General features: G+C 60.0%; 13 protein-coding genes and 1 pseudogene. All 14 read right to left on the bottom strand.

Going from position 1 to position 15,974, the window contains the following annotated elements; genetic code table 11:
• Positions 1 to 69 precede the first annotated feature (69 nt).
• Positions 70 to 897, bottom strand: coding sequence for a hypothetical protein (locus GT019_RS11035; protein WP_161743200.1), 828 nt, complete (start codon positions 895 to 897; stop codon positions 70 to 72).
• A gap of 128 nt (positions 898 to 1,025) precedes the next feature.
• The gene (locus GT019_RS32660; RefSeq protein WP_407945078.1) at positions 1,026 to 1,556 is read right to left on the bottom strand and encodes an S-layer homology domain-containing protein; all 531 of its coding nucleotides are present in this window, start codon (positions 1,554 to 1,556) and stop codon (positions 1,026 to 1,028) included.
• Positions 1,557 to 2,243: 687 nt separating this feature from the next.
• A pseudogene (locus GT019_RS32665) lies at positions 2,244 to 3,890 on the bottom strand (right-handed parallel beta-helix repeat-containing protein); the annotation flags it as partial.
• Positions 3,891 to 4,168: 278 nt separating this feature from the next.
• The gene (locus GT019_RS11045) at positions 4,169 to 4,531 is read right to left on the bottom strand and encodes a VOC family protein (protein WP_161743202.1); all 363 of its coding nucleotides are present in this window, start codon (positions 4,529 to 4,531) and stop codon (positions 4,169 to 4,171) included.
• Positions 4,518 to 5,555 carry a dienelactone hydrolase family protein gene (locus GT019_RS11050; protein WP_161743203.1) on the bottom strand — a complete coding sequence of 346 codons (1,038 nt, stop codon included), beginning with the start codon at positions 5,553 to 5,555 and terminating at the stop codon, positions 4,518 to 4,520. The genes GT019_RS11045 and GT019_RS11050 overlap by 14 nt, the downstream gene beginning before the upstream one ends.
• A 145-nt stretch (positions 5,556 to 5,700) precedes the next feature.
• Positions 5,701 to 7,140, bottom strand: coding sequence for an ABC transporter substrate-binding protein (locus tag GT019_RS11055; RefSeq protein WP_161743204.1), 1,440 nt, complete (start codon positions 7,138 to 7,140; stop codon positions 5,701 to 5,703).
• Positions 7,141 to 7,242: 102 nt separating this feature from the next.
• On the bottom strand, positions 7,243 to 8,055 hold the full coding sequence (locus tag GT019_RS11060; RefSeq protein ID WP_161743205.1) for a carbohydrate ABC transporter permease: 813 nt from the start codon (positions 8,053 to 8,055) through the stop codon (positions 7,243 to 7,245).
• 29 nt (positions 8,056 to 8,084) lie between these two features.
• Positions 8,085 to 9,029, bottom strand: coding sequence for a carbohydrate ABC transporter permease (locus GT019_RS11065; RefSeq protein ID WP_161743206.1), 945 nt, complete (start codon positions 9,027 to 9,029; stop codon positions 8,085 to 8,087).
• Between the two features lie 506 nt (positions 9,030 to 9,535).
• The gene (locus tag GT019_RS11070; protein ID WP_161743207.1) at positions 9,536 to 10,366 is read right to left on the bottom strand and encodes a sugar phosphate isomerase/epimerase family protein; all 831 of its coding nucleotides are present in this window, start codon (positions 10,364 to 10,366) and stop codon (positions 9,536 to 9,538) included.
• A 15-nt stretch (positions 10,367 to 10,381) separates the two neighbouring features.
• Entirely contained in the window at positions 10,382 to 11,461 is a 1,080-nt protein-coding gene (locus GT019_RS11075; protein ID WP_161743208.1) for an oxidoreductase, read from the bottom strand.
• The gene (locus GT019_RS11080) at positions 11,458 to 12,210 is read right to left on the bottom strand and encodes a sugar phosphate isomerase/epimerase family protein (protein ID WP_161743209.1); all 753 of its coding nucleotides are present in this window, start codon (positions 12,208 to 12,210) and stop codon (positions 11,458 to 11,460) included. Before GT019_RS11080 ends, GT019_RS11075 begins: the two co-directional genes overlap by 4 nt.
• Before the next feature lie 329 nt (positions 12,211 to 12,539).
• Positions 12,540 to 13,646, bottom strand: coding sequence for a Gfo/Idh/MocA family protein (locus GT019_RS11085; RefSeq protein WP_201755342.1), 1,107 nt, complete (start codon positions 13,644 to 13,646; stop codon positions 12,540 to 12,542).
• Positions 13,647 to 14,143: 497 nt separating this feature from the next.
• Positions 14,144 to 14,887 carry an SDR family oxidoreductase gene (locus GT019_RS11090; protein ID WP_161743210.1) on the bottom strand — a complete coding sequence of 248 codons (744 nt, stop codon included), beginning with the start codon at positions 14,885 to 14,887 and terminating at the stop codon, positions 14,144 to 14,146.
• 470 nt (positions 14,888 to 15,357) lie between these two features.
• On the bottom strand, positions 15,358 to 15,681 hold the full coding sequence (locus tag GT019_RS11095; protein WP_161743211.1) for a hypothetical protein: 324 nt from the start codon (positions 15,679 to 15,681) through the stop codon (positions 15,358 to 15,360).
• Between the last annotated feature and the right edge of the window lie 293 nt (positions 15,682 to 15,974).

Consider the following 15,974-nt stretch of genomic DNA (forward strand, 5'->3'; position numbering starts at 1 on the left):
GCGCCTGTGCCGGCTCCCGCGCTGCGTTCATAGCCTCGCCGCCGGTACCTGTCCGGCTGTCCGGCTGGCTCAGTGCAACAGCCGGAGCATTTGCACGACCGGACGTCCGTCGCCGCTCAGCCTGATCTCGCGGCTGCGAAGCTGGGATGAGCCGTCCCCGTCAAGGAATATGCCGTTCGCGAGCTTGCCCGCGCCGATCCGTTCCACGATCGCGGACCGGAAATCGGCCAGCGTCCCTTTCGTCGCGCTGACGATCAAGTACAGGCTGCCGGCGGTGTCGTATACGGCCGCCGAGCGAAGCCGCTCATCCTCGATGTTCGGCGCCCGCTCGTCCTGGACCCGCTGCCGCCATGCATCGTCCCGGTCCAGGCTCATGCTGATGCCGCCCTGCGCCCAGTACCGGGAACGGTCCGTCACCTGCAGCTCCGCCTCCCGGCTGGCCGTCTGCACGCTCAGCCGATCGGTCGCGCCGTCCCAGACAAGCGTGCCGCGCGCATACTTGGCATTGACGTCCCCAGCTCCGTAATACCCGGGCGCCGCATTGACGGGCATGCCGTCCGCGACCGCGATGCTGAGCAGCGCGTCCTCGTAGAAGAACCCGCCGTTCACGCCGTAATACGGCCCCGTCGTTACATTGGCATGAACCGCGGCCGGGCGGACATTGCCAGGCCGCGTGATCATGTAATGCAGCTCCATCCCGTTCGCGGCCGTCGCTTGGCCGTACGCATAGTCGTGCGGCATGTTCAGCTCCTCGTCCCGAGGCTGGCCGCCGAACGGACGGACGAGCAGGAAAGCCGCCGCGCCGAGGAGGAACGCGAATGCCAAGCTGCCGCAGATCATGGGCAGGAGGAGCGATTTTTTCGGTTTTGCCTCCGTGAGGGTCGGTTCGTTCGTCATGCCGTCGCAACCTCTTCGCGCTAGCGCGTGGAATGTCGTTCCTTTCCTCCATTGTAAAGGAATCGCGCGCGTAAAGGAATTGCGTTCCGGTCACGAACGGCCGGCGATTCTTCGAGGCGCTTGCTTCTTCACGGCTGCGCGTGCAGCAGGCGATAGAGAATCATGCCGGCCTCCGCGCGGTTCAAGGCGGCGCCGGGGTCGAACGAGCCGTCGGCTCTGCCGTCCGCCAGCCCCGCTTGCGCGATCGCAGCGACGGATCCTTTGGCCCATGCCGGAATCGCCGCGTCATCCGAGAAAGCAGCGCTTCCGCCGGTGCTGCCTGTCGCCTTCGTCGCTTTCGCCAGCATGACGGCCATTTCGGCACGGGTAATCGGCCGGTCCGGACGGAAGCTGCCGTCCGCATAGCCGGTAACGATGCCCGCTTGAACGGCTTTCGCCACCGCGTCCGCCGCCCACGCGCCGATCTCGTCCTTGTCGGAGAAGTCGACCGCGGCAGCATCCGGCTCCCGATCGTTCCACAGGAGGTTAGCCAGCATCACCGCAAACTCCGCTCTCGTCACGGCTTTCGCCGGCTCGAACAGCCCTTCCCCCGTGCCCTGCACCAGCTGCTTCGCCGCAAGCTCGGCAATCGCCGCGGCCGCCCAATGCCCGGTCGGCAAGTCCTTGAAGGCAGTCTTGATCTCGAGCGCCGCGTACGCGCTGAAATGCGGCAGGTTCGCCGTAAAGACGCCGTTCGCATAGCGTCCGCCCGCGTATTGAAGACGGCCGTCTTCGCCGATGGCATAGACGCCCGCAAGGCTGTCGTCCGTCGGCGTCTTCGCCGTTATCGCGATGCGGACCGGCTTCGCGAACGCCTGCAGCGCGGTCAACGTGCCGTCGGCTTTCTTCACGCCGAGGCTGAACGCGTATATTCCGCTGAGCGCCGTCATGTCCGCCGGACCGCCGGACTGCTTCGCTTTGCCGAGCAAGGCCTTCGCCTGCTCGGCCGTCAACGCCTCGGCCTTGAGGACGATCGTCCCCTGCTTCAGTTCATCCGCCGTCACCAATGCCGCCAGCTGCTTCAGCACCGCGGACGGAATCGTCACGCCGAGCGCGTCCAGCTGCACCGTGAGCTCCGCGCCGTCGGGAAGCCCCGCCGCTTGCGGCGGAAGCTGAATCTCGCTTACGTCGCCTTTGGCCGCAATCTTGACGCTGCCGTCGGCCGCGCCACCCGTTAGGTCGAACGGCGAGACGACATAGACGCCGTTATTCGGATTCGGCGTTACCGGAGGCACGTAACCGCCGGCCGGCGGATTCACCGGCGGCTCCTCCGCCTTCTTCACGACGATCGTCCGCTCCTTCAAGCTTGCCCGGCCGCCTTCGTTCCAGACGACAAGCGTCACCCGGTACGTGCCTTCGTTCTCGTACGTATGCGTCGGGCTGACCTCCGTGGACGGAACGTCCTCGCCGAAATCCCACAGGTTCTCGACGATCGTCCCGTTGCCTTGCGACGCGTTCTCGAATGCAACCGCGGTACCCGGCTCCACGGTCTCCGGCGCTTCGAAATCCGCCACCGGCTTCGCATCCGCGAAACCGCGGGATTCCAGCTGCGTGTCCGTGCCGTTGCCGCTGACCGTATTGCCGCTCCACTCCAGGTTCTGCGCGCTGTCCGGATACGTCTCGATCGTCGGTCCGGCGTTGCCCGTGATGACGTTATCGACGAAGCTGATCCGGTCGACGCCCGGCGCGCCCGTCACGTCGATCGCTTTGCCCTCGTTGTTCACGATCCGATTGCTGTCGAACGTCAGGTTTTGCGAGTTGCCGTGAATCCGTACCCCGTAGCCGTCGTAATCCGTATACGCCGCGCGATCGTCGTCCGCCTGGGTATTTTCGAAGCTGTTCTTATAGAAGTATTGGAACTGCTCGGTCTCGCTCGCCCCGTCTCCCTGCAGCTGCATGCCCCACATGATCATGTTGCGGACCGTGTTGTAGCCCCAATACTGATAACCGGGTCCAGGCGATTGCTGCAAGCCGACCTGCTGCCCGCCGTCGACGGTATTGTCGCTCGTCACCGTATGGTCGGACATGATCTCGAGCCCGATGCCGGCCACGGAATCATCCGTCGCGTGGACGGTGTTGCGGCGGATGGCGTCGTAGCTGGAGCGGACCACGCTCAGCCAATGATCCACCTGGTTGTCCTCCACGAGCGCATGGTTGACGTCCGTATGAAGCTCGATGCTGAGTCCGTAGTTGAACTTGCCGGAGCCCGTGACCGCGTTATGCCGCACGACCGCGCCTTCGACGCCGTCATTGAGGAAAATCCCGCCGCGTCCCGTATCCGCGATCGTGTTGCGCTCGATGACGGGATAGTTCGCGTTCCAGCCGTTGCGGATTGCCGCGCCCCATTCGGAGCCCGTTCCGATGTTGCTGAAATCGTTGTCCGCGATCTTGACGCGGTCGGTGTGGGCGATCAGGATGCCGAAGGGACCGAAGCCGGTCGTCGCGCCTAGATTCTTGATGCGGTTGTCGTGAATGTAATGCCCGCTGTTCTGCACGACTTCCGGCGTCGGATCGGAGGTAATGCCACCTGCAACGTTGGCGTTGCCGTTGCCGTCGAGCGTCAGGCCCGCCACCTCGACGTTGTCCGTCCCGTTCAGGGACAGCATATACCCCGCGGTCGAGCTGTCCGCGGCGTATTGGACGATCGTCGCGTCGCGGCCGTCGCCGATCAGCTTGATGCCGGACTTGGCTTTAACCGGCGCGGAGATGATATAGGTCCCTGCCGGAACCTGCACCGTGTCACCCTCCGCCGCGGCGTCGATGGCCGCCTGGATGCCTGCCGTGTCATCCAGCGCATCCGTGCCGTCCGCGCCATAGTTGGTAACGCTTACAACTTGCGGGTCGGCAGCAGCCGGAACTGCCGGCCATGCGGGAAGCAGCAGCGCCGCGGCGCTCAGCATGCCGACCAGCTTGGCGCTCCGCTTGCGCGCGTGCTTGCTTGTCGTCTTCTTCATAAGTTCCTCCTTGATTGGCGATTGAAATTGGCCTCATGCCTAATGATGCGGAATGCACCGGAGGAAAAACACTGTGTTTAACGCGCATTTGTCCGCTTCGAAACTGTAAAATCCGCGATTTCCTATGAATGCGCCTGTGAATTGGCGTTCTTCGTGACGATTCGTAGCATGGAGATTCTTATCGCCGCGACACCGCCGCTAGCCGCCAATAATAAAACAGCCCGGAAACGCGAGCGCGTTCGTCCGGACTGTCCTTCGCATGCCTATAAGTCAACTCGTCAGATCGGCTCCGAGAAATGCCAGCATACTCCCGCCGGATCGATCAGATGCACCTCGCGCTTGCCCCATGGGTAGACCGTCGGTTCCTTCGCCCGCATGTCGGCGTATGCCCCGCTTCGCTGCATCGTTTGCATGCGGACCCACCAGCCGTCCAGATCTTCTACGGCCAGCTCCAGCATGAATTGATCCTGGAACGATTGATCGTGGAAATTCTGCAGGAAGAACTCTTGCTCGCCGATGCGGAACAGGCAGAGCGAGCCGTCGGCGTACGTCTTGCGGAAACCTAGCTCCTCGAAGAACCGCTGCGCCAGCTCGTAATCCGCGCCCGACGGAACGAACGGTCTCAGCTTAAGCGCGTTCATCCTCCGCCTCCCTGGATGGCCAGATCCCGCCGAACCAATCGAAAGCGAGCCTGCCCGAGATCTCGTGATCGCCCTCGAAGCGATCGTAAGCCAATTGCGGCTCCGCGGCCAGCAGCGCATAGATCGCCTTGAGCTTGTCGTACGCCTCGTCGACGGCGTGCAGCGGGAAGATCGGATCCCGCGTGCCCGCTTCGATCAGCAGCGGCCGAGGCGCGATCAAGCCGAGCAGATCGGGCATTTCCGCAAGCCGCGACAGGCCGGGAACGAAATTGTCGATGCAGTGCGGAACCGCGAGGATGCTCGCCTGAAAGGTATTCGCGAAGCCGCTCACGACGGCGGCCTTGATCCGCTCGTCGACCGCCGCCGCGAACGAAGCGACCAAGCCGCCGCCGGATATGCCCATGCAGCCGATCCGGTTCGCGTCCACGTCCCCGCGCGCGAGCAGGTAATCCACGCATCGGAGCGCCTCGAATACGCGGTGGCCGGCCATCGTCTGCCCCATCGCCAGCAAATTCGTCGACAGCCGGTAGCAAGAGTCCCCGCGCTCGGCGTCCTCGGCAAGCTTGCGGTCGCCGAACCCGAGCAGCTCGGGCGCGACAACGAGATGCCCGCGAAGCGCCAGCTCGACGGCAAAATTTTTCTGGTAGCCGCTATCGCCGGTTTTGTCCGTGCCGTCCGGATTCAACCCGACGAGATCGCGGCTGCCGTACCCGTGTCCGTGCAGGGCGATGACCGCCCCGCGTTCCCGGTCATGAGCTTTCGGCACGAGGACGTACACGGGCATCGTCAGCGTGCCGAACGTTGCGATGCTCACCCGCTGCCGCGTATAGCCGCCGCAATCCACGGATTCCAGCAGGACGGGAGACAGCTCGCGGCGATCGGCCGGCACGGCGAGCAGCGCGATGAAACTTTGCCGCAGCCGCTCCTGCCAAGATTTCCACTCTTCCCGGGTTTCGGCTTCGAAGCGTTCGGCCGGCGGAACGCTTTCATGGAGATGTTTCAAGTAATCGTCGGGATGCCACATCGCGTGATTCCTCCTTGGACGCGCAAATGCGCGTTTGCGTTATGTAGCTTGTTCGCGGCCGGCGGCCGAACTCCTTCCCCATGACGGGAATAAAAAGAGCCTTCCCCGGCCGTTGCGCCGGGGAAGGCCTCTCGCGGACCGCTCGTTATTGAACGGTCTTGTTATAGGTCGCGATTTTCTCCGTGATCGCTTTGGCCGCGTCGTCGAGCGCCGCCTTCGGATCCTTCTGTCCGCCGAACGCTTCCTCGATGGCGCCTTCCACGATTTGCCGCGCTTCCGGGAACACGCCCATGACGGCGCCCTGCGTCGCCGGGCTCAGCTTCGTCGCGTGCAGCTGGTCGACGGCCGTCTTGAACTGCGGATAGGCCGCCATGTTGTCCTTGACGATCTGCTCGTCGTAGGCTTTCTTCGTGATCGGGAAGTAACCCGTGTTGATATGCCACTTGGCCTGCGTGTCCGGCTGCGCCAAGTACTTGATGAATTCCCAAGCTGCCTTCTGCTCGTCGGCCGGCTTGTTGTTCATGATCCACAGGCTCGCGCCGCCGACGACGACGCCGCCGTCCCCTGCGCCTTCCGGCTTCGGCAGGAACGCCGTGCCGACTTCGAACTTGCCCTTCGCGCCGTCGACGATGCCGCGCAGCGATGCCGTGGAATCCAGCGTCATGCCGATTTGGCCGGCCAGGAACGCTTTTTTGGTGTCATCGGTTTTGCGGCCCAGGTTAAGCGCGACTTTGCTGTCGACCAGGTCCTTCCACCACGTCAGGGTCTTCACGCCCGCATCGGCGTTCACGAGCGATTCGGTCGCCGTATCCGTCCGGCCGTTGCCGTTATTGTCGTACTCCGCCCCTTGATTGGCGAAGAACTGCTCCATAAACCAGCCGTAGATCGCGAACGAAGCGCCCGTCTTGCCGTCCTTCGTCAGCGCCTTGGCGGCGTTCTTCACTTCCTCGTACGTCGCGGGCGGTTTCTCCGGATCGAGGCCTGCCGCCTTGAACATGTCCTTGTTGTAATAGAGGATCGGATTGGACGTATTGAACGGCATGGAATACAGCTTGTTGTCGAACGTATAATAGCCGAGGATGTTTTCTTCCAGATTCGAGACGTCGTAGTTCTCCGAATCGATGAAATCCTGTACCGGCGTGATCGCCTTGGAGTCGACCATGAACTTGGAGCCGATTTCGTAGACTTGAATGAGCGACGGCCCCGATTTCGAATCCAGGGAAGCTTTCATCTTATTCAAGCTGTCGTCGTAGGTGCCTTGGTAGACTTCCTCCACTTGAATGTCGGGGTGCGACGCGTTGAAGTCCGCCACGAGCTGGGTTACCGCTTTGCCGAGCTCGCCGCTCATGGAATGCCACCATACGACCTTGACCGGCTCCTTTTGCGGATTCGCGGCCGCGTTCGCTTGCTCGTTCGCTGCTGCCGATTCGTCGCCGCCCGCCTGCGCCGTGTCGGCCGCTTCCGTATTGGCCGGCTTGTTCGCGTTGTTCCCGCCGTTCGCCGCGTTCGTGCTGCCGCAAGCAGCCAGCGCTACCATCAAACCCGCCATTGCCACAGGCAACCCCGCTTGTTTCCATGCTTTCATTCTCGTTTCTCACTCCCGTTGTTTCGTATTTTTATATGGATGCACGTCCGAAGACGATTCCCCCTAGCCCAGTTCGAACCCGCCGGTTCGTTCGGCCTTCGATCAGCCTTTGACGGCGCCCGCGGTCAAGCCGCGCACGAGCTGTTTCAAGCCCAGCGCAAGCAGGAGCAGCGACGGAAGCAGGACCAGCGTCACGCCCGCCAGGACGAGATTCCACACGGTCACTTCCTGGAACTGCAGCATGCTGATGCCGATTTGAACCGTGCGTTTGGCATCGCTGTTGGTGATCAGGAGCGGCCACAGGTACATATTCCATGCGCCGAGAAACGCATACACCGCCAAGGACGCCAGCGCCGGACGGGAGAGCGGCAGCACGACGATCGTAAAATGCCGGAAATGGCCGCAGCCGTCGATCCGCGCCGCCTCGAACAGCTCGCGGGGAAGCTGGAGGAAAAACTGCCGCAGCAGGAATACCCCGAAGCCGGAAGCGAGGAAGGGCACGGTCAACCCTTGGTACGTATCGAGCCATCCCCAGGATTTGACGGTCAAGTAATTCGGGATGATCGTCACTTCCCAAGGAATCATCATCGTCGAGATGAACGCCGCGAACCAGAAGGCTTTCCCCCGGAAAGCCACGTAGACGAACGCGTAAGCGGCCATGCCCGCGGTCAGCACTTGTCCGATCATGACCGCCGCCGAGATGAGGAAGCTGTTCCATAGAAAGGTCTGGAGCGGCACAAGGTCGAGCACCGTCCGGAAGCTGCCGAGATACGGATGCGACGGGAACAGCTTCGGCGGGTATTGCGCCGATTCGTCCGGCGTCATGAAAGAAGCGAGAATCGTATACGCGATCGGATAGACGACCGCGATCGCGGCAACCAGCAGCACGAGATATTGCACGAGCCTTCGCGTCATTCGGGGAGCTCGCCCGGAGGTCAGGGACGTCAATGGTAGTGCACCTTCCTCTCGAATCGGAATTGCAGCAGCGTCAGCAGCATGATCATGGCGAACAGCACCAGCGACAGCGCGCTGCCCGTGCCGAATTGATAGTTGACGAACGCTTCCTTGTAGATGGAATAGACGAACACTTCCGTGGAGCCCGCCGGCCCGCCTTTGGTCAAAATGTTCATTTGCCCGAAAGACTGAAAAGCGTTCATGACGGATACGACGGACAGGAAGAAGACGGTGGGGGACACGAGCGGGACGATGATTTGGAAAAAGGTGCGGAACGGGCCCGAGCCGTCGATGCGCGCGCTGTCGAAGATGTCGTCGGCAATGCCCTGCAGGCCGCTCAGCAGCACGATATATTGAAAGCCGGAGTTCATCCATACGGTCATGATCGAGATGGAGACGAGCGCCCATGCCGGGTCCGTGAGCCATTGTACGGGCGTCAGGCCCAGCTTGGTCAGAAAATAGTTGAGCGTGCCGGTCGTCGGATGGTACAGCATCATCCAGATGACGGAAGCCGTGCTGACGGACAACGCGACCGGCAGCGAGAATACGAATCGGAACGCGCGCATGCCGCGAAGCTTGCCGTAGGTCAATGCCGCGAGCAGCAGGGACGCGAGCAGGCCGGTCGGCACGGTAAGCGCCGTGAATTTGAGCGTGACGAGCAGGCTGTTCCAAAATGCCTCCGAGCGGAACAGCGCGGTGAAATTATCAAGCCCGACGAATTCGGCCACGCGGCCCCGGGGATCCGTGAGGTAGAAGCTCAAGTAAACCGATTTCAGCAGCGGATAGAACAAAAACGCCGCGAACAGCAGCAGCGAAGGAGCGATGAACAAGTACCCGACTGCCGTTTCCTTCCACAAGGACGGCAGCATGCGTCTTGCCCGTCGCGTCTGGCTGTCCGTCCGCCGTACGGCGAGGCCCGCCTCCGTCGAATTCATTGCAGCCACCCTCTCCCTTTGGTTTCTCTAGTAGAATAAACATGGCATGTTCGGGAGGTGTTTTCATATCGTGAAGAAATTGTTATATATATCCAACTTTAGTAGTATTAAGGTTTAACGAATTGAAAACACCCATGAAAATGACGCGCCGTATTCATCGTTCGACATTGCCGGAAAAATGGCGGGTTGGGTGGTTCGTGCCTGCAGTTACTTTAAGTCGATGTCGAGGCAAGGATTCGTCGCGGTACCGGGGTTGGGGTTGGGGTTGGGGTTGGGGTTGGGGTTGGGGTTGGGGTTGGGGTTGGGGTTTGCAGCGGAGCTCCGGGGTGAGGTTGGCGTCCGTGCATCTATATCTGCCATTTTTTCAACTCTCCATTTGGTATCTACTGCGTCGCGTTATAGTATTTTCATAAGCTGTTTAATAAGCTTGCTTGCGGGCCGTTTCTCTGCTCGCCAAACGAAGAACAGCCGGCAAGATCGCCGGCTGTTCTCCTATAGCATGATAGTTACGCTTCCACTTGATAAGCGGTTTTGAGGTCGGCGATCCCTTTCGCCGCAACGTCCTCCGCCGTCATGCTGCCGAAATCGGCGATGAATAGCTCCAAGGAAAGGAAGCCTCTGTAACCCGAGTCGTACAGCTGCCTTGCCAGCGCTGCCGACGGGGCGACGCCTTCGCCGGGGAAGACGCGGTCCGCATCGGTAATCGTCTCCCGCGGCAGGACGGCCGGATAATCGTTCACGTGGAAGATCCCGATGCCGCTGCCCGCCACCCGCCTCAGATCCTCGATGCTGCTGCCCCCGGTATACATGTGGAACGGATCGACGAGCAGCTTCGCTCCGGCGACGCCGCTTTCCCGCTGCACGGTTATGGCCTCGTCCAGCCGCGAAAGCGTGCTCGCGCGACCCCAGAATTCCAGGTACACGTCGATGCCGATCTCGCGTCCGAGCGCCGACAACCGGGCAAAGTGACGTGCCATCTCGCTCAGCGGAACGTTCGCGACCTCTCCGAAGGGAGGCGCGGCCACGGCCTGGCAGCCGATCTCCGCCAGCATGCGCATCTCGCGCTCCGCTTGGGCAAAGCCCTCTTCGCGAACCGCTTCGTCGCGATCCGCCCATTTGAAGAACGCGATGGCGTTCGCGAGGACGATGCCGGATTCCGCCAACGCCTCGCGCAGCCCGCCGGTCGTGCCGCCTTCCCGCAGATACGCCTCGATGTCTCTCACCCATAGCTCGATGCCTTCGTAACCGGCCTTGGCCGCTGCGCGCACCTGTTCCAGCACGTTCAATTCGAACGGGAACAAGGTCGACGCGTTTAATGCCGCTTTAAATGGAAACAAGCTTCTCGCTCCTTCTTATACGAGTGGCGCCGCTACGGCGAACGGTACGGGCATCGCCCGTCCTTCCTCGCTGCTCTGCAGCGCCAGCTCGATCAATTGAATGGCCAGCCGCGCTTCCTCCGGCTTCACTTCCAGCTCCGCTTGGCCCTGGATATGCGCCATGACGTTCCGGTAATAATCGACGTAGGAGCCGGCGACCGTCTCGATGACGCCCTCCACGTGCAGTCCGCCGACGGAGGTATTGATCTTGCCCCACCGCTCCCGCGGCTCCTTGCCCCAATTGCGCACGGCCGACGGCTGCGCGCCGGCGATCAGCGCCGCTTCCTGCGGGTCGATGCCATGCTTGACGAAAGATCCGTTCGAGCCGTACAACGCATAGCGCGGGGATGCCTCCCGAACGAACTTGGACGACTTCAAGCGCACCTTCAGCCCGCTCTCGTACAGCAGCGCGACATCGAAATAATCATGCGCCTCCGCTCCTTCGCGCTGCATGCGAACATCGCCGGCAATGGAAGACGGCAGCCCGAACAGCGTAAGCGCCTGATCCATGAGATGCACGCCCAGGTCGTAAAACACGCCCGTTCCCGGCAGATTGCCCTCGCGCCAGTTGGTCGAGCGGAGTACCGGGTCGAAGCCGTCCCAGCGAAATTCGGCTTCCATGACCTCGCCCAGCAGGCCTTGGCGAAGCAGCTCCCGCAGCGTCAGGAAATCGCCGTCGAAGCGCCGGTTATGGAAGACGGAAAGCACCTTGCCCTTCTCCTTCGCGTGCGCGATCAGTTCGTCCGCTTCCTTGGCGGTCGGCGTGAACGGCTTCTCCACGACGACATGCTTGCCGGCCAGCAGCGCGTTCTTGACGAACGCATAATGGTCCGTGCTCGGCGTCGTCACGACCACGAGATCGATCGTTTCATCCGCGTAAAGTTCTTCCACGCCGTGCACGACCTCTACCTCGGGGTAACGCGCCTTCGACTTGGCGCTTCGGCGTTCGACGACCTTGGTCAGCTCCAGGCCGGGAACCGATGTAATGACCGGGGCATGAAACACGCTGCCGGCAAAGCCGTATCCGATCAAGCCGACTCGGATCGTCCCGTTCATTTTGCGACGACCCCCATTCGGCTCAGGTTGTCGTAGCTGATGGCGATGCTTTCGAAGGCCGGGCGACGGCACGCATCCTGCTCGACTACGAGCCACTCCGTGCCGATTTCCTCCGCGGCCGCGAGGATCTCGCCGAAGTCCAGCACGCCTTCCCCGACCTCCGCGAAGAACCGCTCCTCGCCCGGCTCCATGTCCTTCACGTGCAGCACCGGACAGCGTCCGTTCAGCTTGCGCAGGTAGTGGGCCGGATCCTCGCCGCCCTTCTTCGCCCAGTACACGTCGAGCTCCAGCTTAACCAGCTCGGGATCGGTCGCGCCGAGCAAGATATCGAGCGCGGATTCGCCCTCGAACTGCTTGAACTCCCAGTCATGGTTATGATAGAGAAACTGAACGCCTCGCTCGCGGCAGGCGGCGCCGATGGCGTTGAACGTCTTCGCCGCTTCCAGCACGGCTTCGCGGGACTCGAACTTGTACGACATGGCCACGTATCGGGCGCCGAACAGGTCCAGAAAATCGATCAGCGCATCCAGGTCGTTCGTCAGCTGCTCCAGGCCGGCATGGCAGCCCATCACCCGCAAACCCAGGCGGTCGAAGTGCGCCTTCATTTCCTCCGCCGTCACGCCTTCCGGCGGCGGTCCCGCTTCCACGGCTTCATAGCCGATCTCGGCAACCTTCGTAAAGCTGCCCAGAAAATCGTTTTTCAATTCCTCGCGAATGGTGTAAGGCTGTAGCGCTATCGGAAATTTCATCGTTCTCGCAACCTTTCTGATTGGAAAGTGGGCGTTGCTGGGGGAATCACGCAACCTACGGTCGATAGGGGTCTCCGGTTGCATGATTCACCTGAAATGTACTCACCTCAATGAAGCACGGTATCTTATTTCCGGCGAATGCTGCATTTCCTTCTCCCGAAGGAAACGCAGACCCATCGCTTAGCCTATGCGCTCTCGTAGCCGGCGAATGCTGCATTTCCTTCTCGCGAAGGAAACGCAAACCCATCGCTGAGCCTATGCTCCCGTAGCCGGCGAATGCTGCATTTCCTTCTTGCGAAGGAAACGCACACCAATCGCCTTTAATCGCCTTAATCCAACAGGCCGTACATCAGGCCAAGCGGCAGCGCGGCCGGTTGTTCGCTGCGGGGCTCGATGAGGATATGGCGGCCTTCCTTCGACGAGGCCAGGATGGCCAACTGCAGATCCAACACGTCGCTCGCCAATGCGCCGCTAGCGCGATGCTTGCGGCCGGTGCGGATGGCGTACGCCATGTCGGCGATGCCGATGCCTCTGCTGTTCTCCGCGAAGCCGTGCGAGTACGGGAACGAATGCGTTTCGCCGTTCCGCTGCTGAATCGTAATGGCGCCGTGGAACATATTCGGATCCGGTACGTGGAGAATCCCCTCCGTTCCGTAAATCTCCAATCGCGGCGTGTAGCCGAAGCTTTCTTTGGCCGCCTGCAGGGTCGCCGTGGCGCCGTTCTCGAAATCGAGCATCGCCGACACGTGCATCGGCGCTCCGACCGGAACCGTTTCGCCGTGGCGCGGAGACTTCGGATTGGTGACCGTATGCTCGCGCTTCACTTGGCCGGCCGATCCGCTTACGCTTCTAACGGGTCCGAGCAGGTGAATGAAAGCGGTTAAATAATAAGGCGCCATATCGAACAACGGATCCCAACCGAACTGCAGATAGTTATGAAAATTCGGATGCATGCCGTCGTAAGCGTTTCCCATAATGATCAAGCCGCTCGCCGCGTACGGCATGCCGATCCAACCGTCCTCGATGATCTTCCGGCTCGTTTGCAGTCCGGCGCCCAGGAACGTGTCCGGGGCGCAGCCGACCCGAAGTCCCTTCTCCTCGGCCAGCGCAAGCACGCGGTCCGCGTCTTCGCGATTCAGCGCAAAAGGCTTCTCCGTGTAAACGTGCTTGCCGGCGTTCAAGATCTGCAGGTTCACTTCCGCATGCACCTGGGGCGCGGTCAAATTCACGACGATTTCGATCTCGGGGTCATCCAGCAATTCCTGAACGGTGCAAGCCTTCGGAATCCCGTATTCCTCCGCCCGCTTGCGGGCCATCTCCGGCATCAAATCCGCGACGGCGGCAACTTCAAGGATACCGAATGTTTTCGTGCAGTTTTCCAGATAAATCCCGCTGATGACGCCGCAACCGATTATGCCGATTTTCGTCTTCTGCATCACACTCACCTTTCATCTGCGTATTCGTATAAACAATTCCGCTTTCGGACGCTTATTTCCTTCCCCCAAGCGGAAAGTCTTTCCTTCCAAAGGCGAGAAACCGCGTCGGCGCTACGAAATTCAGTGAATTTTTTTCTGTGATTAAAGGTTGGTTCGAAAGCAAACAGCCGGCGTCCGAACTGCAGTTCCGGCGGCCATCTGACGGAGGACGCGAAAACACCGCCATGGCGCTGGCCCTGACGGTGCGTGCGGTTGAGCGGTACTCGGCACGGTCCTAGAAGTTATCATTGCCGGCCGGCACAGGCTCTCGAGTAAGGAATGGGTGGCATGAGTTTTATAGGCGGCATGGGCGGCATGAGTTTTATAGGCGGCATGGGCGGCATGAGGTAAGAATGAACGATAAATCCATCCGTATCATCGGCCAACGAAGGCTCGCCTGCCTCTATTCCACATCGCCTCCTTCAGCTCCGGACAAGGTCGACGGGATCAAGTTAAGGTCACGAAGGCTGGACGGTTGGCCGAATAATCATTTCGTTGATACTCGTATCGTCGGGTTCGTTGATCGCAAAGGCAATCGCTCTGGCTATGCTGTTCGGCGATATTGCGACTTGATTCATTTCGCTCACCCAGTCCTTGACTTCCGGACTCGTAATGGAATCGGTTAATTCCGTTGCCGTGATTCCGGGCGAAATGATCGTCGTCCGAATATTGGAGGCCGGCGATTCTTCCTGACGCAACCCTTCCGAGATCGCTCTGACGGCAAATTTAGTGGCACTGTACACGGCGGCGGTAGGGTCAACCCGGTAGCCGGAGACCGAGGAAACGGTAATGATATGTCCCGACTTCTGTTCTCTCATCGTCGGCAGCACCGCCGCGATTCCGTATAACGCGCCCTTTATGTTCACGTCGATCATGCTGTCCCATTCTTCAATTTTCAATTCGCGCAGATAGGATAACGGCATAATGCCGGCGTTATTGATCAAGACATCGATTTTTCCGAATCGCGCTATCGCGTGTTGGGCGAGATGTTGCATCTCCGTCGCCGATGCGACATCCGTTTTGACGTATACGGCACTGCCCCCGGCTTGATTGATTTGCTCCGCAATCATCCGTATCCGCTCTTCTCTCCTCGCCGCCAACACGACGTTTGCGCCGTATTTCCCAAGCAGCAGCGCCGTTGCTTGTCCGATGCCGCTCGACGCCCCGGTAATAATCACGACTTTCGATTTTACGTTCTCCATCCTGCCTCACTCCTAGGTTTTCGATTATTGCCTCTCTATTCGATCCGCAATCTCGAATTCATTGTACCCCTAGTAATTTGACAACAGGCTGTCATATTATGAATCGGGCCGTGAGCTTTACGGGTTCCAATTTGTTCCTTTTCCCGTCTCGGCTAAATAGCAAATTAAAAAGCCCCGGCTCAAATCCCAAGCGATCGGAATTTGTACGGAGCTTAGTTCAGTAGTAGAAATAGATCGTTCATTTGGCCGTTAAGGGAACGGTCCAGGCTTATTCCCATGAAATACGCGAATGTCCCCTGCTATGCGCCTTGTCCAACGAAACGAATGTCTCGGATCATATTCATAATGGCGAATTCAATATGAAAGGGAGTGCATGCCGGAGATGGCGGTCCGTGCCGTAAAGCATAGCAAGAATAGATTGCACCATAGGGCCGCGAGAAAGTGTCCGAGTCCCGGCACTAGCAATCAGCTCACCATTCTGCAAACGATTCAGCAAGCTCAGGCACAGTTACGGGCGCAACTGCAAGCCCAGCTGCAATTCCAAGCACAACTTGGGATACAGCCCAAAACCACCGGGCAAAGAAATCGATACAGATGCAAAGGCGGTTGCCGCCCTTCTTATTGGCACAACAGTTATTGTCCAGTAGAAGGATGAAGCAATCGCGGATGACGGAGGTGTAATCGAAGAGGTAAATGAATCTGCCATAAAGATTAATGGTATGTATTATACAAAAGCCGCCTGCCGGTTCTATGTCCGTTAAGGCGGCTTCGAAAAGAGGAGCGGAAACATCCATGGCTATGGGGTCTCCCTGTTGGGGAACCAAGGGAGAAGTTTCGTCCTTTACTTTTTTAGACGAATAATAGGACATATATACATTGATTAAGGAGCCGAAAGCGAACCATTCGGGTCCTTTTGACTTAAGCGAGGCATGACCCGCGCGAAATACTCCCCGAACTTAATCGTTAGCTGCGTCTTAGCTACGTCACGTGTCATCCCGAAAGTGTCTTCATACCCGCGGCACGCGTACCGATATCAGGATGAAATTTTCCTCACTCATCCCATGCTCCCACCACTTGATTTTCGCAA

Origin of the sequence: Paenibacillus glycinis (genome assembly GCF_009909185.1) — a bacterium.
GTDB classification, from domain to species: Bacteria; Bacillota; Bacilli; order Paenibacillales; family Paenibacillaceae; genus Paenibacillus_Z; species Paenibacillus_Z glycinis.